Genomic DNA, 23,406 nt, shown 5'->3' with positions numbered 1-23,406 from the left:
GCGCTCCCGCTCGCGGACGGGTCGGTCCTGGTCGCGGGATCCCGGCGTTTCCCTGCGAAAGCGCTCCCGGCGCCGCGGCACCGTTCGCACACTGACGCGCCCCCGAACGATGCTGCGCGCCATTCCGACGATCCTGCTCCTCTGGGCCCTCGCCTTCGCGAACCCGCTCCTCGCCGCCGGCGCGCCCCTCGCGGCGCCCGCGGCCGCGCAGCAGGACGGTTCCGCCGGTCCGACGCGCGCCGAGCTGGGGGCTGGTGACGGCACGGCCGACGACGAACGGTTCGCCGCCGAGCCAGCGCCGATCGTGCGCTCGTTCGAGGTGATCGGCGGCGAGCGTCTCGATCCGGATCGGCTGCGTGACGCGCTGGGACTGGCCATCGGGGCTCCCTACGACGCCGAGCGCGTGCGCCGAGGCATCGAGACCCTGTGGACGCGCGGCCTGCGCTCGGAGTTGGCGTCGCTCGAGGTCGAGGGCGGCATCGCGCTGCGCCTGCGGGTGACGGAGATGCCGCTCGACCTGACGCCGCGCTTCGTCGGCAACGAGCGCGAGGACCGCCTGCAGGTGCTCGAGTGGGCCGGGCTGCGGGACGGCCAGGAGGTGCGCGTCAATCAGACCTACGCCATCGCCCAGCGGATCCAGGCCAGCTACCTGCGCGAGGGCTACGCGTTCGTCGAGGTCGAGCCCGTGCTGGGCGAACTCGTCCTGGGCGACACCGCGCGACCGGCGACCCAGGACGTGATCTTCCAGATCGCGGAAGGGCCGCGCGTGTTCGTCGACGACGTGATCTACACGGGCAACACGTCGCTCCCGAACCGCGGCTGGGGTCCCTGGCGCTCGGGCCTCATCCACGAGGCGCGTCCGGTGTCGCGCAACCCCACGTTCGAGTGGCTGTTCGGCGGGCTCTTCGCCAAGCCCTTCCGCGAGGAGTCGCTGAAGGAGGACCTGGTCGCGATGCGTCAGGCCTACCGCGACCTGGGCTATCTCGACGCCGTCGTCGAGGTCGATCACCTCGAGTTCTCGAAGAACCGCCGCTGGGTCACGATCCACGTGCGCGTGGACGAAGGCGAGCCCTACCGCGTGCGCAGCCTGCGCATCGAGGGCTTCCAACGGCAGCCGGACCCGAACGACCCGCGCCTGTCCCTCGACGTGCCGACCGAGCTGATCGTGCCCGAGGACGAACTGCTCGCGCTCTGCGACCTCGCGCCCGGGGACGTCCTGACGCAGTTCGAGATCGAACTCGACCAGCGCGACATCGTGCGGCGCTACGGCGACATCGGGCACATCGCGCACGGCAGCATGCCCTTCTACGAGCGCTTCGAGTTCCTCGAGCCCCAGCTCGTGTTCGACGCCGAGGAGAACGTCGTCGACGTGGTCTACCGCCTCGCGCAAGGGGCGCCGCAGTACATCCGCGAGATCCAGATCGAAGGCAACACGCGCACCCGCGACCGCGTCATCCGGCGCGAGTTCGCCGACCTCTTCGAGGGCGGGCGCGCGGACCTGGCGAAGATCGAGCGCGGCATCGCCCGTCTGCGCGGCTCGGGCTACTTCTCGATGGTCGGTCCCGCGTCGGCCGGCCACCGCGAGCCGACGTTCCGCTTCGTCGAGACCTCCGACTCGCGCTGGAAGGACCTGGTCGTCACGGTCGAGGAGGGCAGCCAGATCCGCTTCGACTTCGGCGTGGAGTGGAGCCCGGACAGCGGACTCGCCGGTCGCATCGGCGTGACCTTCCAGAACTTCGACATCTCCCGCTGGCCGAGCTGGGAACACCCGTGGGACGACGTGCGCAGCGGACGCGCCTTCCGCGGCGCCGGCCAGACCCTGCGCCTGTTCGCGAGCCCGGGTACCGACTTCTCGCGCTACCAGGTCTCGTTCACCGAGCCCGACCTCTTCGGCCGGCACCTGGACCGCATCGGTTCGACGGTGCGGTTCTCGCGCAACTTCCTCGGCTTCCGGACCCACCAGGAAGAGCGCGACGAGTTCGCGCTGAGCTTCTTCAAGCAGCTCGACGCCGACACGCGCCTGTCGCTGGGTTACCGGACCTCCGCGATCCAGGTCGACGAACTCACGCCGGGCACCGCCTCGATCCTCGACCCGCTCGGCGTGCCGGACCTGTTGGCCCAGCAGGTGGGGGAGTCGCGCGTCAGCGGAGCCGAACTCTCCCTCTCGCGCCGGATCTTCGACAACGCGCTCGATCCGCGCGACGGGTACTCGGCCTCCGCATCGCTGTTCGTGTCCGACAGCGCCTTCGCGAGCGACTTCGACTTCGCGTCCCTCGAAGGCACCGGAACCCTGACCGGCTCCTTCTACGAGGAACCCGGTGTCAAGCCGGTCTACCGCCTGAGCCTGCTGGCCGCCGCGATGGTGCCCTACGGCGACACGGACGACGTTCCGTACACCGAGCGGCAGTTCCTCGGCGGTTCGCGTCGCATGCGCGGCTTCAACTTCCGCGGCGTCGGCCCCAACCAGCGCCAGAACCCGATCGGCGGCGAGACGATGCTCTACGGCAGCGTGGAGTACCTGTGGCCGCTCGTGACCCAGCCGATCGCGGGCACAACGCGCGAGCTCGAGGTCTTCCGCGGCGGCTTCTTCGTCGACGCGGGCATCCTCGACCCCGATTCGTTCGAGCTGGACCTGGGCGAGTACCGACTCTCGGCCGGCTTCACCGTCGGGATGATCCAGCCCCTGCCCCTGGCGCTCAACTTCGGTTTCCCGCTCGTCCGGCGCGAGGGTGACCGGCGCCGCACCTTCTCGTTCACGCTCTCGACGAACTGATCCGCCCGGTCTCCGCGGCTCGCTGGCGGACGCGACTCCTCGGGGAGGGCGGATCCCTCGGCGCGGACGGCCGCTCGTTGACACCCCGGCCGCGCGTCCGGTACACCAATCGGCCGCGATCCGGCCACGAGGGTTCCAGCGGACCCCGATGCGCCCCGGATCCAGCTCGCCGTCGACCCGGCTCGAGGTCGGCACCACGCACCATGGCTCTTCGCCTCCAGGATCTGGCCGCCCGCTGCGGCGCTCGCCTCGAGGGCGATGGTGAAGCCGCGATCTGCGGCCCTGCCACGTTGGACCGGGCCGGGCCGGACGAGATCAGCTTCCTCGGACACCCGCGCTACGAGTCGCTGCTCGCGACGACCACCGCCGGTGCGGTCGTGATCGCGAACGACTTCGAGGTCCAGCGCGAGGGGCTCGCGCTGTTGCGCGTCGACGACCCGAGCAAGGCCTTCACCGCCATCGTCGCGGCCTTCGCCGCCGAGCGCTTCGAACAACCGTCCGGCGTCCATCCGACCGCTTCGATCGCCGCGGACGCCACGGTCGATCCGTCGGCGCGCGTCGGCGCCAACGCCGTGGTGGACGCGGGGGCGACCGTCGGCGCGCGCGCGGTGCTCGCACCCGGCGCCTACGTCGGTCCCCGGGCCACGATCGGCGAGGACACGGTGCTGCTGGCGGGAGCGCGCGTGCTCGAAGCGGTCCAGGTCGGCGCGCGCTGCATCGTCCATCCGGGTGCCGTCGTCGGCGCGGAGGGGTTCGGCTTCGAGCCGACGAAGGAGGGCTGGGTCCGCATCCCCCAATGCGGAACGGTCGTCGTCGAGGACGACGTCGAGATCGGCGCGAACACGACCATCGACCGCGCGCGCTTCGGCGCCACGCGCATCGGTCGCGGCGCGAAGATCGACAACCTCGTCCACGTGGCCCACAACGTCGAGATCGGCGCTTCGAGCGCGATCGCGGCCCAGGTCGGCATCGCCGGTTCCGCGCGCCTCGACGACTGGGTGGTCCTCGGCGGACAGGTCGGCGTCAACGGCCACATCCGCATCTCCTCGGGCGTGCGCCTCGGCGGCCAGGCCGGCGCGTTCGGCGACCTGACCGAGCCCGGCGACTACATCGGCACGCCGGCGCGCCCGCGCTCCGAAGCGCTGCGCAGCATGGCCGCGAGCGGGCGCGCGCGCGAACTCGCCGTCCGCGTGAAACAGCTCGAGGCCCGCCTCGCGCAGCTCGAGGAGGGCGCGCGATGAGGATGCAGCGCACCCTGCGGACGCCGGTGGAGTTCTCCGGCGTCGCGCTCCACTCGGGCGAGACGATCGCCGCGCGCGTGTTGCCGGCGCCCCCGGGCTCCGGTATCGAGTTCGTGCGCACGGACCTGCCCGACGCGCCGCCGATCCCCGCGCACATCAGCTACCGCAGCGCCAAGGAGCGCCGCACGCGCCTGCAGCGCGGACCGGCCCAGGTCGACACGGTCGAGCACCTGCTGGCCGCGACCAGCGGTCTCCAGATCGACAACCTGACCGTCGAACTCTCGGGCCAGGAGCTGCCCGGCATGGACGGCAGCTCCCAGCCGTTCGTCGAGCTCTTCAAGCGCGCCGGGATCGTCGAACAGAAGCACCCCGCGCGACTGTTCCAGCTGCAGCAGCCCGTCTTCGTGCGCGAGGGCGGTGCGACGCTCGTGGCCCTGCCGCTCGACGAACCCGTCCTGCGCCTGCAGTACGTGGCGACCTTCGACGAGGCGTCCCAGGCCGGTGGTGGGGGAGGCGGTTCGATGGTGGTCGACCTCTCGCCCACGGCCTTCGAGTCGCAGATCGCCTCGGCGCGTACGTTCTGCCTGGCGTCCGAGGTCGAGGCGCTCAAGGCGCTCGGGCTCGGCAAGGGCGCGACGCGCGAGAACACCGTGGTGGTCGGCGACGGCGAGACCGTGCTGCGGATGGACCACGAGCCCGTCCGCCACAAGATCCTCGACCTGATCGGCGACCTGGCGCTGCTGGGTGCCGACCTCGGTGCCCACGTCATCGCCACGCGTTCGGGCCACGCGCTCAACGCCGAACTGGTGCGCCAGCTCCACGACCTGATGCAGGCCGAGGAGAGCGGCGGGCTGGTGGCGCGCGAGTCCGGGCTCGACGTGCGCGAGATCCTGCGGATGCTGCCGCACCGCTACCCGTTCCTGCTGCTCGATCGCGTGATCGAGATCGACGGCTTCCAGCGCGCCGTCGCGATCAAGAACGTGACGATCAACGAGCCCTACTTCCAGGGGCACTTCCCGGACGCCCCCCTGATGCCCGGCGTCCTGCAACTGGAGGCGATGGCCCAGCTCGCCGGCGTGCTCCTGCTGCGCAAGATGGAGAACACGGGCAAGCTCGCGGTCCTGTGGGCGATCGACAAGGTCAAGCTGCGCGCCCCCGTCGAGCCCGGGGACCAGCTCCGGATCGAGGTCGAGACCCAGCGCATGAAGGGCCAGTTCGGTCAGGTCAAGGGCGTCGGCACGGTGGCCGGGAAGACGGTCTGCGAAGCGATCCTCACGTTCACGATGGTAGAGGTCTGATTCCTTGAGCAGCACCGGCACACAGATCCACTCGACGGCCATCCTCGGCGAGGGTGTCGAACTCGGACAGGACGTCAAGATCGGGCCGCACAGCGTGATCGCGCCCGGCACCGTCATCGGCGACCGCACCGACATCGGCCCGCAGGTCGTCATCGACGGACACACGACGATCGGCAGCGACAACCGCGTCGGCCCGAAGGTCAACATCCACGGCGTCACGACGATCGGCGACGGCAACACGATCTTCGGCCAGGCCAGCATGGGGACCGCTCCCCAGGACCTGTCGTACCGCGGCGAGGCCACCTGCCTGGTGATCGGCGACCGCAACGTCGTGCGCGAGTTCGTCACGATCAACCGGGGGACGATCAAGGGCGGCGGCTACACGGTGATCGGCAGCGACAACCTGTTGATGGCCTGCTGCCACGTGGCGCACGACTGCGAGATCGACGACCACGTGATCATGGCGAACAACGTGCTCCTCGCCGGGCACATCAAGGTCGGACGGCGCGCCAACATCTCGGGCCACACGGGCGCGCACCACTTCGTCACGATCGGCGCCTACGCCTACGTGGGCGGCATGACGCGGATGGTGCAGGACGTGCCGCCGTTCATGATCGTCGAGGGCCACCCGAGTCGCGTCCGCGGCGTCAACGTGGTGGGCCTCGAGCGCGACGGCAAGCCGCCCGAGACCATCGCCGCCCTGCGCGACGCCTACAAGCGCATCTACCGCAACCGCTCCTCGGCCGAGCCCCGTCGGCGGGTGTTGGACGCCCTCGAGGCGGATTACCCGAACCAGGCCGAGGTACTCGAGCTGGTGCAGGCCCTGCGCAACGCCGAGATCGGCCCGAAGGGGCGCTATCGCGAGTCCCTGCGCGAGGAGTTCACGCGTCTGGGTCGCGAGCGCATCCTCGGCGAGACCACCGTCTGACGGGGAGCGTCGAGCGCCGGGCGACGTGCGTCGGCGAGGCGTTCGGTCGGGCGAGGTGCGAAGCGGGTCCAAAGCGGCGCGCGGTGCCCGTTCGCGCTCACGCGACGAGCCGGTGACGCCCCGAACAGGTGACGCGTCCGTTTCGCGACGCGCCGGCCTGCGTGCACGCGTTCCCGCCGGTGCGTGGCAGAGCGCGCTCCGTCGGCCGAGTGCGGCGCGCCCTTCGCGAATCGCGACGCCGTCCCCGCGTCGGTCGAGCGCGACGCGCCGCCGGTCGGAATGGTCGGTCGATCGGTGTCCCACGCGCACCGGAAGTCTCGCGCGCGCACCGGGTCCGTGGGAACGCCGTGCACGACGTGCAGCGTTCGCGGGCGCAGCCTTCGTCGGCCGGTGTCACGGGGTCCGTCGCGACCGTGGGGACGTCGCTCGACGTGGGCGAGGAACGTCCTGGCGCACCCGCGGGTCCGTCCTCCGCCCACCCGGTCAGCTCCGTCGCGCGCCCCTGCGGGCCTGGTAGAGTTCGAGTCCCTGGCTGCACTCGTGCTACGGCGCGACGCTCTCGTTCCTAATGCTCACAGACTGGGCCACGCTCGACGCACGCGGCAACCCCGCGGCGTGTCAGGCCCACCTGAACCACGCAGGTTCAGGGCACCGCCGTCACGGTGCGGCCGGGGATTCTCGCGGCGCTCCACGCGCGCACTGCCGGCGACCACCTGTCCGAGTCGGCGCTGGTCGCGCACCGCGCCGACAGCGCGCAGGAAGCCCCGGCGGCCGGGCCAGCACCTGACCGAGCGTCGAAGGAGCGCGGGCCCGACGTCGCGCACCACGTACCGCGCGGCGTTCGGTCGGCGTCGGCCGTGCGGTCCACGTCACGGGTTCCGTGGACGCGCGCGAGCGGGCCTTCCCGCGCCGTGCCGAAGGTGTGCAGCGCTCGCGTGCCTCTCGAGCCGTGCCGGCCGCGAGCTCGTGTGGTCGGTTCGAGTCGCGCGCGTGCCGGCCGAACGGCTCCCCTCCAGCACGGCGTCGAGTTGGCCCGTCCCGTTGGATGTCGCATTTGGGGGCGACGGACGCACGGTCCTCGCGTGCCCTCGAAGTGCCCGGCGACGGACCAGCGGGGGAGCGTCCCATTTCGCCCGGACCCGGGGCGCGAGGGCGAAAGGCCGCGTGCTCCAAGCGCTACCATGCGCCGGTTCCACCGACCCGAACCGACCTCGTCTGAGATGCGCATCCTCGTCGTTCTCGCCCTTACCGCAGCCCTCGCATGGGCTGGCTTCCGACTCTTCGGAGGCCCTGTCGACGCCGTCGGCCCGATCGATGGCGGCTCGGGCACCCCCGCGATCGATCGCGGCGCCGAGCCCGTGACGCCGCCCCCGTCCAACGCGGAGCAGCAGCCCGCGCCCGCCGTGGAGGCACCGCCCGCGGTGTCCGAGGACGTGAATCCCTTCGCGGCGCCACAGGCCGCGCCGTTCGAGGACCCGGAACTGTGGGTGGAGCTGGCCGCGTACGTGGCCCACGGTCGCTTCCCCGAGGCGCTCGCGCAGGCCCGTTCCGCCGAACCCGCGCTTCCGGCCGATCGGCTCGAGGTGCTGAGCTGCCTGCTCGAGGCGTTGGCGGGTGACGCCGACGTGGCGCGCGACCGGGCGGCGGCCCTGTTCGCGCGCGACGCCCTGGCCGATCGGGAAGTGACTCTCCTGCAGGCGGCCCTGGGCACCGGTCCGCCTCCTGCGCCGGGCCGACACGTCGATCCTCTCGACCTGGGCGTCGAGCTCGCCACCGTCTACCGCTCCGCCCAGGAGGCCGCAGCACGCGGACGCCTGGAGGAAGCGGCCGGCGCCTTGACGCGGCTCTTCCGGTCGGAGTTGGACGCTCCCTGGGACACGCGACCGACGGACCTCGATCACTGGACCGCGCTCCTGCGCGACGTGCAGCGCCGCTATCGCTGGGACCCGCGCGGCGAATGGCCCAGCTTCGACCTCACCGTCCAGTCCGGCGAGGGTCTGACGATGGTCCGCAAGCGCGCCCTCGCCCAACGCCCCGACCTCAACCTGTCCACGGGCCTCATCGCGCGGGTCAACGGGGTGGACGGCAGCAGCATCCACCCCGGTGACGTGCTGCGCATCCCGACCGAGCCCGTCACCGTGTTCGTCGACGTGAGCAAGCACTGGCTGCTCTACAGCATCGGTCCGCACGTGGTGGAGGCCTGGCCGGTGGGCACGGGAGCGCACGGGAGCGAGACCATCACCGGAACGTTCGTGGTGGGGGACAAGCAGGAGAATCCGACCTGGTGGCCGAAGGGGCGGCCGCCGGTCCTGCCGCACGATCCCGAGAACCCGCTCGGGACGCGCTGGATCGGCTGGCGCGAGGAAGGAGCCGAACGGGACACGTCCTACGGCTTCCACGGCACGCGCGAGCCGGAGACGATCGGCTTCGACGCGAGCGAAGGCTGCGTGCGCATGCGCAACGGCGACGTGGAGGTCCTGTTCGAGATCCTGCCCGTCGGGTCGCGCTTCACCGTGCGCGACTGAGAGGCCACGCGAGCGAACCTGTCGACCACGGCGCGTTCGCTCGGATGCGAGGCCATGCCGCGGTCGGTGGACGCGCGCCGGGAGTCGTCCGACGGGACGGCCCCCGGCGCGCGCTGCTTCGGGCCTGCCGTTCGCGCGCTCGCACGTGCCGCTGGTGGCGGACGGGCCAGTGGAGGGGGCCAGGGCAGGGGCGCCGCCGCATCCGTTCGGACGCGGGTGTGGATGGAGGGTGCCCGTCGAGCGTCGTCGCTCCGACCGGCCACCCGGGCGACGGCCGTCCTCTGCGGGTGTGCCGGGGAGGTGCTCGAAGGCGCCATCGTCGCGCGGCGATCCACGCGTTGGCTGCCGACCGAATGGGGCCCATCTCGCAACAACGCTCGAATTCGTGCTCCAATCGCCTGAACGCGGATGCGGCACATCGGCGCGCAGGGGGCCGCCGAGGAGCCGACCTGCCCGCGCGACGGACACCTTCGGGGGGGGGCGGGTTCCAAAGGCGAGCGTGAGCGAAGGCTCGGGACACCCGCCCTGCGCCGGGCCACCGCGCACCGTCCACCGCCCCGCGCTGCAACCGGTCCCCGAAGGGCGATCGGGGCCGGACCAGACGGACCACGGGACGAGGAGGAGGCGCGAGGGCCTCGGGCCGGAGCAGAGCTGGGGGCGGGGGGGCATGGGGCGCTTTGCCTGCCATCCGCCGCGCACCGGGTGCGCACGGCCACCTCGGCCTCCGTCGGGACGGGCCGTGAGGCCGTTCCGAGGCATGCGTCCTCCCTCGCACGGGCGCCCGCCGGGCGCCACCCCGCCCCGCGCGAGCCACGGACTTCTCATCGGATTCATGCTCCAGAAGCACGCTACATGGCCGTAACCCCATGCTGTGAGGCCCTTTCGGTCTGCACATGTGCATCGTTCAGGCGCTCCGAGCGCCCCTGGAGGACCGACCGAGCTCGCCCCGGACCGGACTCGATCGGGCTCCGCCAACACCTCCCTGACGCCACGTTCACCGGCTTCCAGAGCCGCGAGAAGCGTCCTTGGGAGGAAACGTGCCCGCCACAACCCCTTCCTTCTAGGAGCCTTACGTCGATCTCTGCGCAAAACCCGCGCTTCTGCGAGGACGGGCGTTGACGGGGCCGCGCCGATCCCTATTCTCTCCCCTCCCTCGAACGCGGGAACGCGACGCCCAGCGCGGCGCGGCAAGCGGGACGGGGGACGGAGGCGGCACCAAGGTGCTTCCACCGGGCAGGTTCGGCGCAAGCGCCGCCGGCCAGCTCTCTTGACAAGTCAGAACACGCGACCGCTTCGTGCCGAGTCCAAACTCGGCGCGGGCTCCACGGAGCCCCGGCGGTCGATGCCGTTCTTTGAAAATCAGGGTGACCTTTGAAACTGTGCGAGCGTTGATCGCCGGCCGCCTCCCTTGGAGGCAAAGGGCCGTCGATCCAAAAATCCAAGAACCAGACAAACTTTTTGAAGGGTTTGATCCTGGCTCAGAGTGAACGTTGGCGGTGTGGATTAGGCATGCAAGTCGCGCGCGAAAGCCTTCGGGTGAGTAAAGCGGCGAACGGGTGAGTAACACGTAACCAACTTGCCCTCGAGACTGGAATAACCACTGGAAACGGTGGGTAATGCCGGATAGTCAGCTAAGGGGACATCTCCTAAGTTGTAAATGGCTTCGGCTGCTCGAGGAGAGGGTTGCGGGCTATTAGCTAGTTGGTGAGGTAATGGCTCACCAAGGCGATGATGGCTAGCGGGTCTGAGAGGATGGTCCGTCACACTGGGACTGAGACACTGCCCAGACTCCTACGGGAGGCTGCAGTCGAGAATCTTCCGCAATGGGCGAAAGCCTGACGGAGCGACACCGCGTGTAGGATGAAGGCCTTAGGGTTGTAAACTACTGTCACGCTATAGGAACTGACTTCGGTCGTGACCAAAGCGAGAGGAAGCACCGGCTAACTCCGTGCCAGCAGCCGCGGTAAGACGGAGGGTGCAAACGTTACTCGGAATCACTGGGCATAAAGCGCACGTAGGCGGCCTTTTAAGTCGGATGTGAAAGCCCGTGGCTCAACCACGGAACTGCATCCGATACTGGAAGGCTCGAGGATGGTTGGGGTGAGTGGAACTCCAGGTGGAGCGGTGAAATGCGTAGATATCTGGAGGAACACCGGTGGCGAAAGCGGCTCACTGGACCATTTCTGACGCTGAGGTGCGAAAGCTAGGGGAGCGAACGGGATTAGATACCCCGGTAGTCCTAGCCGTAAACGATGGGCACTAGGTAAGGGGCCGCCTATGGGTTCCTTGCCGTAGCTAATGTGTTAAGTGCCCCGCCTGGGGAGTACGCTCGCAAGGGTAAAACTCAAAGGAATTGACGGGGGCTCACACAAGCGGTGGAGCATGTGGTTTAATTCGAAGCAACGCGAAGAACCTTACCTGGCCTTGACATGCATGGATTAGCTCTGTGAAAGCAGAGTGACGGTTCCTTCGGGAACGGGAACATGTGCAGGTGTTGCATGGCTGTCGTCAGCTCGTGTCGTGAGATGTTGGGTTAAGTCCCGTAACGAGCGCAACCCCTATCGTTAGTTGCCAGCGCGTAATGGCGGGGACTCTAGCGAGACTGCCGTTGTCAAGACGGAGGAAGGTGGGGATGACGTCAAGTCATCATGGCCCTTATGGCCAGGGCTACACACGTGCTACAATGGTCTGTACAAAGGGTCCCGATGCCGCGAGGCGGAGGCAATCCCATCAAAGCAGACCCCAGTTCGGATTGCAGGCTGCAATTCGCCTGCATGAAGCCGGAATCGCTAGTAATCGCGTATCAGCCATGACGCGGTGAATATGTTCCTGAGCCTTGTACACACTGCCCGTCAAGCCACGAAAGCGAGGAGTGCTCGAAGTCGCTTTGCTCAACCTTCGGGAGAGCGGTGCCGAAAGCAAGCCTCGTGATTGGGACTAAGTCGTAACAAGGTAGCCGTAGGGGAACCTGCGGCTGGATCACCTCCTTTCTAGCGGATCAGCTAGATTCTCGTTCCCCGTGAGGGGGTCGAGAGCGAGCATAGGAATGTTCGCACAGAGACGAAGGTCACCCTACCTATCACCCGCGCCTGGGATGTCGCGGTGTGGAGGTACCAACGCATGTTGGTACCTCCGTGCCGTCGGCCCCCCGAGGCCATGATCGGGGATATGTATGGGGCGGTGCGCGTATCAACGCGCCACGCCTCTCCATGTCCTCGCTCGAGCTCTCCCGCACGGCTCGAGTCGGCGCTTGCGCTGCTCGATCGAAGGTCACCTTGAGACGCCTGCCCGGCAACGCCGGGCTGGCGAACGCCCGTCGCGGCGTCGGAGCTCACTGGGTGCGCCACTCAGTGGGCCTGTAGCTCAGTTGGTTAGAGCGTCCGCCTGATAAGCGGGAGGTCACAGGTTCAAATCCTGTCAGGCCCACCACTCTTCAAGCGCACGCCGCCGATCGCGGCTCGGCCGACCAAACTCTGGTCGAACGCGGCCCCGGGGGCGTAGCTCAGCTGGTAGAGCACCTGGTTTGCAACCAGGGGGTCATGGGTTCGAGTCCCTTCGCCTCCACCAACTTCCGAGTCAAGCGCTCGGTTCCTGGAGGCCGTCGGGGCACGATCCACAGAAGGTCACCGTGATAGGTACGCCGCAAGGCACGCAGAGCAAGGCCGGTTCGTCAGCACGCATGTGCAAGCGATCTGGCCGGTTCTTTGACAACGAGGAGAGTTGGGAAACGTGGTAGCCACAATGAGAATACGAGCGTGGTTAAGCTACCAAGGGTGCATGGTGGATGCCTAGGCGTCCAGAGCCTAAGAAGGACGTAGCATAGCTGCGAAAAGCCTCGGGGAGCCGCTTAGCAGGCTGTGATCCGGGGATCTCCGAGATCGGGAAACCGGTCGGGACTTACCTCCCGACGGCGCGTAAGCGCAGGCAACGCAGGGAACTGAAACATCTAAGTACCTGCAGGAAAGTAAAGAAAACTCGACTCCCGTAGTAGCGGCGAGCGAACCGGGAAGAGCCTAAACCGGCACAGTGTCAAGCAACGGGCGTTGCTGTGCCGGGGTCGTGGGACTCACTGAGCAACCGTTTAAGCTCGAGGAAGTTACAAAGTTGATCGCTAGAAGAACGGCGTGGGAAAGCCGGCCGCAGAGGGTGACAGCCCCGTAATTGAAAGCGATCAATCTTCCGTGAGGATCCCGAGTAGCACCAGACACGTGAAACCTGGTGTGAATCTGGGGGGACCACCCCCTAAGGCTAAGTACTACTGGACGACCGATAGCGTAATAGTAGCGCGAGCGAAAGGTGAAAAGTACCCCGTTGAGGGGAGTGAAATAGTACCTGAAACCATGTACCTACAAGCGGTCGAAGGCCTATGGCCCCTCGGGGCAATGGCTGACGGCGTGCCTTTTGCATAATGACCCGGCGAGTTACTCTGTCTGGCAAGGTTAAGGGCCTCAGGTCCGTAGCCGAAGGGAAACCGAGTGTGAATAGCGCGAATTAAGTCAGGCGGAGTAGACCCGAAAGCGAGTGATCTATCCATGGGCAGGTTGAAGCGGATGTAACAGTCCGTGGAGGACCGAACGGGTATAGGTTGAAAACTGTTCCGATGACCTGTGGATAGGAGTGAAAGGCTAATCAAACTCGCAGATAGCTGGTTCTCCCCGAAATAGCTTTCGGGCTAGCCTCAGGTAATAGTTTGCGGGGGTAGAGATACTGACTGGGATAGGGGCCCTTTGGGGTACCCTACCCAACCAAACTCCGAATACCGCAAGCCGTATCCTGGGAGTCAGACTACGAGCGATAAGGTTCGTGGTCGAGAGGGAAACAACCCAGACCGACGGCTAAGGTCCCCAATCAGCACTAAGTGTAGAAAAGGAAGTGAAGTCTCTAAGACAGCCAGGATGTTGGCTTAGAAGCAGCCATCATTTAAAGAGTGCGTAATAGCTCACTGGTCGAGAGGCTTTGCGCCGAAAATGAACGGGACTCAAGTGCTGAACCGAAGCCTCGGCTTTCAAGAGATCGTTGGTCTCTTGGAGGGGTAGGGGAGCGTTCCAAGCGAGTGAAGGGTGACGGTAACGACACCTGGACGCTCTGGAAGTGATTATGCCGGGATAAGTAGCGATAAAGCAGGTGAGAATCCTGCTCGCCGTAAACCCAAGGTTTCCTGGGCACGGTAAATCCGCCCAGGGTTAGTCGGATCCTAAGGCGAGGCTGAAAGGCGTAGTCGATGGACAACAGGTTAATATTCCTGTACCGCTGGAAGACGTTTGACCGATGGGGTGACGCGGAAGGAAAGGTAATCGCACTGGCAGAATAGTGCGTGTAAGCCTGAGGGTGGCATGTAGGAAAATCCGCATGCGCAAGCCCAGGGGTGATGCCGAGCTCATACGAGCGAAGTTACTGGACTGACCGCCAAGAAAAGCCTCTAGGGAGTCGCTTCAGCGTCCGTACCTAAACTGACACAGGAGGGTGAGGTGAGAATCCTAAGGCGCTCGAGAGAACTGCTGTGAAGGAACTCGGCAAATTGAACCCGTAACTTCGGGATAAGGGTTACCCTTCGACGTGTAGGCCTTTACGGTCGAAGCGTTGGGGGGTCGCAGAGAAATGGCCCTGGCGACTGTTTACTAAAAACACAGGTCTGTGCTAAGTCTTAAAGACGCTGTATACAGACTGACGCCTGCCCAATGCCGGTAGGTTAAGGGGAGGGGTTAGCGAAAGCGAAGCTCCGAACTCAAGCCCCGGTGAATGGCGGCCGTAACTATGACGGTCCTAAGGTAGCGAAGTTCCTTGTCGGGTAAGTTCCGACCCGCACGAAAGGCGTAACGACTGGGGCACTGTCTCCACAGCAGGCTCGGCGAAATTGTAGCCGTGGTGAAGATGCCACGTTCCCGCGTCAAGACGGAAAGACCCCGTGAACCTTCACTATAGCCTGATATTGGCTCTTGTTATGGCGTGCGTAGCATAGGTGGGAGACGTTGAAGCCGGGCTCTTGGGCCTGGTGGAGTCGCAATGTGAAATACCACTCTCGTCATAATAGGCGTCTAACGCGATTCCGTGAATCCGGGTCGTGGACAGTGTCAGGTGGGTAGTTTGGCTGGGGCGGTCTCCTCCGAAAGAGTAACGGAGGAGCGCGATGGTGCACTCAGTGCGGTTAGCAATCGCACGTAGAGCGTAAGGGTATAAGTGCGCCTGACTGCGAGAGAAATAGCTCGAGCAGATACGAAAGTAGGTCCTAGTGATCCGGCGGATTCCGAGTGGAAGGGCCGTCGCTCATCAGATAAAAGGTACTCCGGGGATAACAGGCTGATCTCCCCCAAGAGTTCATATCGACGGGGAGGTTTGGCACCTCGATGTCGGCTCGTCGCATCCTGGGGCTGTAGGAGGTCCCAAGGGTTTGGCTGTTCGCCAATTAAAGCGGCACGTGAGCTGGGTTTAGACCGTCGTGAGACAGGTCGGTCCCTATCTGGCGTGGGTGTAGGATGATTGAGGAGGTTTGCCCCTAGTACGAGAGGATTGGGGTGGACGACCCTCTGGTGCTCCAGTTATCACGCTAGTGGTACAGCTGGGTAGCTAAGGTCGGAACGGATAAGCGCTGAATGCATCTAAGCGCGAAGCCTTCTCCAAGACGAGTCATCCCTACCAGTCCCCTGGAAGACTACCAGGTTGATAGGCCGGCGGTGTAAGCGCAGTGATGCGCTCAGCTTACCGGTACTAATCGGACGATCGGCTTAACCACCTTTCTCTCTCGCTTCGGCATGACCGAAGCCTGAGTGAAGGGTTGCTCGCTCAACCCTGGCGCCACGTTTACCCAACTCTCCTCGACCTTCACTGCGAAGGCCGGCCCGCTCGTTCGCGAGACGGCTGCCTCCGCAGTACCGCCTTCCCGGTGACCATAGGCTCCTGGCCATACCCGATTCCATTCCGAACTCGGTCGTCAAGCAGGAGTTGCCGATGATATTGCTTTGCGAGAAAGTAGGTATCGCCGGGTTTTCTCAAGGGCCCCAGACTTCGGTCTGGGGCCCTTTTTTTGTGCCTCCACGGTACGTCGATCCTCTTTCCGCGATCGACGTGCTCTGGATCCACGTGTCGATCTACGTGTCGATGCATGTGCCGGAGATCAACCGGGCCGCGATGTCCGAGCTTCGAGGCTCTTGGTCGAGCGGTCGACGAGGAGCAGGCACTCTCGCCCGTTGTTCGGTTGATGGACTCGGGCTCGTGAGCCTGCGAGCTCTCGGTGGGGGGTCTCGTTCGTCGTCCAGGCGTGCTGGGTGAGGACGGGACGTGCTCGATCGGGGGCTCGCGAGCGCGCGGTGTAGCGTTCGTTCGTCGCTCGCTGCAGCGGAACCGATTCGGTTTCTTGCAGCTGGATCTGTTCCCCGCGTGCGCTGCCGGTACCGGTACCGGTGCCGGTGCCGGTTCGGGTACGGGTGCCGATGCGAGTGTCGGTGCGGGTCCAGGTGTGGGTCCAGGTGCCGGTGCGGGTGTGCGGGCGCGGCCAGTGGCCGGTGAGCGTGAGTCGTAGGGCGTGGGTACGTGGGGTTCGTCGCCGGCTCGAGATCCATGGCGCGCATCCATGGCTCGCGCCCGTCGATCAGCTCGTTCGTAGCGTGCCGGTCGGACGAGCCATGACTTGGTGAATCATCCCGATCGTCTGCGACGTTGGCGTTCCGTCGATGCATGGCTCGGGTTGCCGCACCGTGCGTCAGGGCCGAGGACGACCTCTCGGGGCCCCTGCCGGAAGTGCGTTGGGAGCCAGCTGCACCTGTGTGTGGCCTCGGGGAAGATCGGCACGATCTGCGCGTGGACGCTGTTCGGAGACCCGTTCCGAGGGACGAGCGTGCAGCGCTGCGGTGGTTGTGCATCCGCGACGCGGTCAGGCGTTGGCGGGCACTCCACCGTCGCGTTCGCGTTCGAGGCCGAACGGTGTTGGGCGTCGACCGAGCGACCGACCGACGACCAGGCCGGCGACCGAGCATCGGACCGACCGATCACCTGCCGACCGACCGTCGCAGTGACCGTCCGTTCAACCTGCCGACCGACCATCCGAAAGCGTGGCGCCGTGTCCAGAGCTTCGGATCGTCGTTCCCGCAGGTCCAGAGTCCCGCATGAACGTCTCGCGCTGGGCCCGCTTTGTGGTCGGAGCCGTTCGGCGGTCTTCACGGACGACTCGCTCGCTCCACGTCGGAACGAGTCGGGTGACGGATGGCGTTGCCAGGAGGGGGCGACGCCGGTCTGCCGGAAGGTCGCGCGTGACGCCGATGACCCGTGGCCCACGAGTCGTGGGTACGGCTCGGATCTTCGGCCGGGGTGCGCGGTGGCGTGGCCACGAAAGAGGGGAGCGCCGACGTGCGACGCTCCCCTCCATCCATCCCTCGAAGTCTGGTTCTTGTTCGACCCGACCACGTGGCGGGTGGGTCGTCCACGGCTTTCGTGCTCGAGCTTCCGCACTCGAATGCGGCGAAGCATCGGGCCCGCAGCACCGTGTCGGATCAGCGTGTCGGATCAGCGCGTTCCTCGCCGCGCGTTGGCCATCCGCGGCGCGCGACGACGGCAGCCGGGAGCGTTTCGAGAACGCTTCGCGGCCCAGCCCGACTCAGCGCGGCAGCTGTCTGATGACGCCGATCACGACCCCACGAATCTCGATCGACGGTGCGAAGATCGGCGCCAGGCTGGAGTTGGCCGGCTCGAGGCGCACACCGTTCTTCATCGGGTAGTAGCGCTTGAGCGTCGTCTCTTCCGTGACGTCGCCGGGCAGGATGGCGACGATCGTCGCGCCGGGCTTGGCGGTCTTGCGCGGCTCGACGATGACGAGATCGCCGTCGTGGATACCGTCCTCGATCATCGAGTCGCCGGTGACGCGCAGCGCGTAGACGTCCTGATCCTTCGGCATCAGATCACCGAGATCGAACGACTCGGGGCACTCGAGCACCTCGAGTGGCGCGCCCGCAGCGATGCGTCCGAGCAGCGGAATGGAGTACCCGTCGCGCGCCGCCGCCACCGAGCCATCGGGGTCGTCGTCGGGGAGCTGCAGTGCGCGGCTGATGCCCTTGCCACTGCGCACCAACGCACCCTTGCGCTCGAGTTCGCTCACATGACCGAAGATGGTCACCTTGTTGAGTCCGAAGTGCTGTGCGACTTCCTCCAGCGTGGGGCTCAGCTGGTGCTCCTCGGTGTAGGTCTGATAGAAGTCGAGGATCTGGCGCTGTCGGCGCGTGAGGGGCGGTTGAGGAGTCATGGTCGTTGGTCTCGCACCACGGATCGTGGCGGGTTCACGGCTCGAGGGTTCACGGTGACGGCTCGGCGGGTCTGGCGCCAAGGCCGGTCGGTATGGATGCCATGGACGGCACCGGCGTCGATTCGAATCGGACTCTGAAGGGTCCGGCTCGCTGGGGCTCCCGTCCTGGTCCGGCGCGCCGTTCGGGGCGCGTCGACCGCGTTCGCCCACAGCCGACGAAGCAGTTGCCGGTTCGGTCGTCGTCTCAGATGACGAACGGCGTCAGGAAGAGCAGTCCGAAGAAGGCGACGGAGAGAAGGTCCTTGGAGGCCTGGCCGGTGAAGCGGGTCATGGCGGTGCGTCGGTCGGGGTCTTGAGGTGTCGGCGCTGGGCGAGGGCTCGGTGCCGGTGTGCCCGGGGACTCGTGGCCCCGAACAGGACCCGAACTCTAGACGGCCTTCGTGAGGCGAACAAGTCCCGAATCCAGGTTGGGAGGGTTCGGGGCATGTTCGGGAAGAACGGCTTTCTCGGGGTCCCTGGGCGGGGTGAACGGACGCGCGGCGTCCCAGAACCCGAACGGATGGCTCCGCGGAGGCGTTGCGCCGTGCCGGGCCGCTCGGGGTTCCGGCCTCGGTGTGGCGTCGGGCGGTCGGAACGCCGCGTCGGATGGCGGCGGGTCGAAGCGGACCGCTGGCCACGAGGCGGTGAGCGATGGCGTCCGGTCGGTCGCGGCGGCATCCGTCGGGTTCGGCGACTCGAGTCCGTGGCGCCCTGCCTACCAGCGACGTGGGTTCGACTCACCGGAACGGTTCGCGCTCGGCTCGGGACCCCGGTCATCGGTCGACCCCTGCAGCGAGGACCGGCCAGACGCACCCGCCGAGACCTTCGAGCCGGGGTCCGATGCTCCCTGCGCGCGCAGCATCGTTCGAGAACCGCGCCCCCTCGCGCCGAGCCCTCGACGCCTGGGTACCATGCGCGTTCGGAGGCTCGCGTGGCGGCTGCGAACCGGCGCTGCGACGTCACGTTCGCGCGATCCTCGGCTCCCGGGCCGTCCAACGGCAGTGCATCGTCGCCGTCGCGCATCGAAACGCGTCCCGCGCGGTGCTCCGCCACGGCTCACGCTCGACGCCCCACGCCGCGCTCCCTCTCTCCCGTCCGCCCTCCCGTCCCCACGACGTGTTGCCCGAGCATCCCTTCTCTCTTCCGCGCCAACTCGTGGGATTCGACCCGCGCCGGGTGCCGCTCTACCGCTTCGACGTCGTCGTCGTCGGTGGCGGCGTCGCCGGCGCCAGCGCTGCGCTCGCGGCGGCGCGCGCGGGTGCCGAAGTCGCCGTCCTCACCAAGTCGGGCCTCGAGCGTTCGAACACCCAATGGGCGAAGGGGGGCATTGCGGCAGTCCTGGGAGCGGCCGACTCGTTCGCCGACCATCGCGCCGACACGTTGGCCGTCGGGTGCGAGCTCAGTGAACTGGACGTGGTCGACACGGTCGTGCGCGGCGGCCCGTCCGCGATCCAGCGGTTGCTCGACCTCGGGACCTCCTTCGATCGCGACGACTCCGGCGCGATCGAGCTCGGCCGCGAGGGCGGCCATTCGCACGCGCGCATCCTGCACGCCGGCGGCGACGCGACGGGCTTCGAGATCCAGCGCGCACTCAGCAAGGGTCTCGAGGAGCACGAGCGCATCGCCACCTTCCCGAACACCTTCTCGATCGACCTCCTGCGCTGTCGCGACGGCGCGGTGCGCGGGGTGCTCGCCGAGACCGAGCGCGGCGACCGCGTCGGGTTCACGGCCGGCGAGGTCGTGCTCGCCACCGGTGGCGCCGGTCAGATCTACCGCGAGACCACGAACCCCGTGATCGCGACGGGCGACGGCGTCGCCATGGGGCTGCGCGCGGGCGCCCACGTCCGCGACATGGAGTTCTTCCAGTTCCACCCGACGTGCCTCTACATCGCGGGCGCGGCGCGCGTGTTGATCAGCGAGATCGTGCGCGGCGCCGGAGCCGTCCTGCGCGATCGCTCGGGCTACCGCTTCATGCCGGACCACCACCCCGACGCCGAACTCGCGCCGCGCGACGTGGTCAGTCGAGCCGTGGCCCAGCGCATGGCCGAGACCGAGGACACGAACGTCTTCCTCGACCTGGCCGCGATCGAGGGCGACGCGCACGCGCTCTTCCCCAGCATCAGCCGCGTGTGCAGCTTCTTCGGGATCGACATCGGCGTCGATCCGATCCCCGTGCGGCCCGGTCTGCACTACATGGTCGGGGGGCTCGAGGTCGACGGCGACGGCAACACCAGCGTGCCGGGGCTGCGCGCGGTGGGGGAGTGTGCGAGCAGCGGTCTCCACGGCGCGAATCGCATGGGATCGAACTCGCTGCTCGAAGGCCTGGTGCTCGGCGAGCGCGCGGGGACGTGCGCTGCCGCGGAGAGCCGGCCGGTGCAACGCGGCGACCTGCGCATCGACCCCGAGGCCGACTGCCCGTCGCGCGGCAGCATCCCGGTCAACCTGCCGGACATCACGTACTCGCTCAAGTCGCTCATGTGGCGCCACATGGGCGTGATCCGGGCGAAGGACCGACTCGAGGAGTCGCTGCCGCTGCTCGACCTGTGGACGCGCGCGACCTTGGAACTCGCTCCGTCGGCCGCGCGTAGCTGGGAGCTCGTCAACATGCTCACGGTCGCGCGACTCGGCGTCATCAGCGCCCTGGCGCGTACGGAGAGCCGCGGCGTCCACTACCGCTCGGACCACCCCGAGATGCACGAAGCCTGGCGCGCCCACACGCGCCTCGTTCCGGTCGCGCACCAGGGCCGCGAGCTCGAACGCATCCGGGTCGAGCGCGTCCCGGTCGCGGCGCCGGTCGAACCTCTCGCGCGTCCCGAGGCGGCCCGCGCCGACTGAATCGAAACTCCCTGCGCGAGCCCCGTCCGTGTCGAGCGACTCGCGCTCCGATCCGCACGTTCGCCCGCGCGGGTTCCGGCGGCCGCGCTCCTCGGGTGCGGGCTCCCCAGTCCGAGCTCGGTCGCCAGCTCCACCCGACAGAACACCGCGAACAGGCGCACGGGAACCGTGCGAGATCGCGCCGTCGTTCGACGCACGATCACGGCCCGAGCGCTGCGCCGACCCTTGGGACCAGGTCCCGGATCGACGCACGGCGGTCCCGACCTTCGAACCACTCACCATCGCCCCCGTCTCACGACGCCAACGCCCCGTCCGCCACCGAGCGCACCACCACACTTGAGCAAGGACACTTTCGAGACCAAACGGCCCACCGAGCGCGTGCTCCTGTGCGGAGTCGTTCTCCCCGACCAGGTCGTCGACGACGCTGGTCCCCTGACCGAGGCGGCTGGCCTCGTCGTCGCCGCGGGCAGCGAAGTCATCGGCGGCGATCCGCTCGTGCACGGCGTCGTGCAGAACCGCGCCAAGCCTGTCTCCGCGACACTCTTCGGCAGTGGCAAGGTCGAGGAGATCGCGGCGGCCTGCAAGGCGCTCGAGCCCGACGCCGTCGTCGTCGACAACGACCTCACGCCCGCCCAGGGACGCAACCTCGAGAAGGCCTGGTGCGTGCGCGTCGTCGACCGATCCGAGCTGATCCTCGACATCTTCGCGCGACGGGCCCAGACCAAGCAGGCGCGTCTGCAGGTCGAGCTCGCGCAGACCGAGTACCTCATGCCGCGGCTGCGCCGGATGTGGACGCACCTCGAACGTCTCGAGGGGGCGATCGGCACGCGTGGCCCCGGTGAGACCCAGCTCGAGACCGACCGTCGACTGATCAAGAAGCGCATTCTCGACCTGAAGCGCGAGCTGTCCGAGATCGAACGCCGTCGCCGTCGTCAGACCCGCAGCCGCAGCGAGCAGTTCACGATCGGACTCGTCGGCTACACGAACGCCGGCAAGTCGACGCTGCTCAACCGCCTGACCGGCGCCGACGTGCTGGCCGAGGACATGCTGTTCGCCACGCTGGACACGCGCACCCGTCGCTGGACACTGAAGGACGGTCGCACGGTGCTCCTGTCGGACACGGTCGGGTTCCTGAAACGCCTACCGCACCACCTGGTGGCGTCCTTCCACGCGACGCTCGAGGAAGCGGTCGGCGTCGACCTCCTGCTGCACGTCGTCGACTCGTCGCACCCCGATGCGCGCAGTCAGATGCACGCCGTGCGCGACGTGTTGAAGCGCGAGGTCCACGTACACTGCCCCCAGCTCCTCGTGCTGAACAAGGCCGACGCGCTCGCCGACCCGGTCCGCGTGCCGACGTTCGACCTGGACGGTGAAGAGGACGTCGTCGTGGTGTCGGCGCGTTCGGGACTCGGGCTCGACGACCTGGACGCGCGCGTGTCCGAACAGCTCGACCGTCGTTGTGCCAAGGTCCGCCTCACGATCCCCAACTCCGAAGGGCGGCTGATCGCGCGCGTGAAACAGGCCGTCGTCGTCGAGGAGGAACGCTGGGAGACCGACCGCGTCGAGCTCGTCGCGCGCGTTCCGGATCGCGAGCTCGGCAACATCGAGCGCGAGGCGGCGGGGAAGATCCGCGTCGAAGTGCTCGAGCAGGCGCTCGAGCCCTACGCGCGCCTCGACGACTGAAGCTGCGGCGGCCAGCGCCCGGCGGCGTGGCGTTCGCGGCGCGCGCGTCGCCGGTTCAGTCGAGCCCGAGCTTCCCGCGGTCCGGCACGCGCAGCGTCCGACCGGCGCGCAGCTTGTTCGGGTCGTCGAGCCCGTTGTAGGCGGCCAGCGCCTTCACGACGCTCGGTCGCGACGTGCCGTAGTGCGCCTGCGCGATCTCGCCCAGGGTCAGATTGCGCTCGACGCGGATCTCGAAGTCGTCGGGGAACGTGCGCAGCTCGAGCGGCGGCTCGGACTCCGGCGCGGGCGGCTCGGCCCGGCGCTCGCTCCCGTCCGCGATCGGCGGGGGAGCGGGAAGGAACGGGCGGTGCTCCGAGCGGGCGCCGTCGTCCTCGGGTCGCTCGACCTCGGGTCGCTCGTCGGCTCGGCGTGCGTCGTTCGGGTCCGGCCCCGCGCTCGAACGTTCGTCGCCCGTCCGTTCGAGGCCCGCGCGCTGCGGCGGCGGTTCCAGCTCGGGCAGCGGCCGTTCGGGGGCTCCGGACGGCGCGCCGAGCACGAGCGAGGCCCAGCCCGGCTGAGGGGTCGACGCCGCTGCCACCGTGCCGAACGAGGGAAGGGCCACGTCGCGGTGGGTCCACAGCACGTGCGCCGGCACCGCGACCGCCGCTGTGACCACGACGAACCGCAACGAGCCGACGAGCACCCGCCCGAGGGTCGACGGCGGTTCGGGGTCGGTGGGGACGTCGGCGCTCACGGGAACGAGTGTGGCGCAGCCGACGCCGGACGACCACGGCCGAGCACGCCGGCATTCCGTCCGTGAGACCCGCTGCGCGGCCGAGTGTGCCGCGCTCGACCTGAGCGCCGAGCACGGCGATT

At 67.7% G+C, this 23,406-nt stretch carries 9 protein-coding genes, 2 tRNA genes and 3 rRNA genes; 12 read left to right on the top strand and 2 right to left on the bottom strand.

Translation table 11 applies throughout. The annotated features are described in order from the left end of the window. The first annotated feature begins 109 nt into the window (after positions 1-109). From Pla163_RS14600 to rrf, 10 genes are all read left to right on the top strand, one after another. A complete protein-coding gene (locus tag Pla163_RS14600; RefSeq protein ID WP_145189974.1) occupies positions 110-2,773 on the top strand; it encodes a BamA/OMP85 family outer membrane protein in 2,664 nt (887 codons plus the stop codon). A 203-nt stretch (positions 2,774-2,976) separates the two neighbouring features. Then, positions 2,977-4,014 carry a UDP-3-O-(3-hydroxymyristoyl)glucosamine N-acyltransferase gene (gene lpxD, locus Pla163_RS14595; protein WP_145189971.1) on the top strand — a complete coding sequence of 346 codons (1,038 nt, stop codon included), beginning with the start codon at positions 2,977-2,979 and terminating at the stop codon, positions 4,012-4,014. Positions 4,015-4,016: 2 nt separating this feature from the next. After that, positions 4,017-5,312: a UDP-3-O-acyl-N-acetylglucosamine deacetylase gene (gene lpxC, locus Pla163_RS14590; protein WP_419185966.1), complete on the top strand. Its 1,296-nt coding sequence runs from the start codon at positions 4,017-4,019 to the stop codon at positions 5,310-5,312. 4 nt (positions 5,313-5,316) lie between these two features. Continuing rightward, positions 5,317-6,240 (top strand): acyl-ACP--UDP-N-acetylglucosamine O-acyltransferase, encoded by a 924-nt coding sequence (gene lpxA, locus Pla163_RS14585; protein WP_145189965.1) that lies wholly within the window; start codon positions 5,317-5,319, stop codon positions 6,238-6,240. Between the two features lie 1,220 nt (positions 6,241-7,460). Further along, positions 7,461-8,765 carry a L,D-transpeptidase family protein gene (locus tag Pla163_RS14580; protein ID WP_419185965.1) on the top strand — a complete coding sequence of 435 codons (1,305 nt, stop codon included), beginning with the start codon at positions 7,461-7,463 and terminating at the stop codon, positions 8,763-8,765. 1,455 nt (positions 8,766-10,220) lie between these two features. Beyond that, positions 10,221-11,755 (top strand): 16S ribosomal RNA (locus Pla163_RS14575). Between the two features lie 362 nt (positions 11,756-12,117). Beyond that, positions 12,118-12,194: transfer RNA gene (locus tag Pla163_RS14570), tRNA-Ile, on the top strand. Positions 12,195-12,256: 62 nt separating this feature from the next. Next, positions 12,257-12,332 (top strand) — tRNA-Ala (locus Pla163_RS14565). A 190-nt stretch (positions 12,333-12,522) separates the two neighbouring features. Continuing rightward, positions 12,523-15,495 (top strand): 23S ribosomal RNA (locus tag Pla163_RS14560). 146 nt (positions 15,496-15,641) lie between these two features. Beyond that, positions 15,642-15,747 (top strand): 5S ribosomal RNA (gene rrf / locus Pla163_RS14555). The 16S, 23S and 5S rRNA genes sit together here with 2 tRNA genes alongside, the layout of an rRNA operon. Positions 15,748-17,352: 1,605 nt before the next feature. Here rrf and lexA read toward each other — a convergent pair. Next, positions 17,353-17,994, bottom strand: coding sequence for a transcriptional repressor LexA (lexA, locus tag Pla163_RS14550; protein ID WP_145189959.1), 642 nt, complete (start codon positions 17,992-17,994; stop codon positions 17,353-17,355). 1,155 nt (positions 17,995-19,149) lie between these two features. On the opposite strand from lexA, the gene nadB reads away from it, so the two are divergent. Together nadB and hflX are read left to right on the top strand one after the other, a co-directional pair. Further along, on the top strand, positions 19,150-20,868 hold the full coding sequence (gene nadB / locus Pla163_RS14545; RefSeq protein WP_419185964.1) for an L-aspartate oxidase: 1,719 nt from the start codon (positions 19,150-19,152) through the stop codon (positions 20,866-20,868). Between the two features lie 336 nt (positions 20,869-21,204). Beyond that, positions 21,205-22,551 (top strand): GTPase HflX, encoded by a 1,347-nt coding sequence (gene hflX, locus Pla163_RS14540; protein WP_419185963.1) that lies wholly within the window; start codon positions 21,205-21,207, stop codon positions 22,549-22,551. A 55-nt stretch (positions 22,552-22,606) separates the two neighbouring features. Here the strand turns inward: hflX and Pla163_RS14535 are convergent, their stop codons facing one another. Beyond that, a complete protein-coding gene (locus Pla163_RS14535; RefSeq protein WP_145189953.1) occupies positions 22,607-23,284 on the bottom strand; it encodes a LysM peptidoglycan-binding domain-containing protein in 678 nt (225 codons plus the stop codon). Positions 23,285-23,406 lie beyond the last annotated feature (122 nt).

This window comes from Rohdeia mirabilis (assembly GCA_007750655.1).
In the GTDB taxonomy this organism is placed as follows: Bacteria; Planctomycetota; UBA1135; order UBA1135.
Note: the sequence above shows the minus strand (reverse complement) of the source record. Positions and strands in the feature narration are given on the sequence as shown.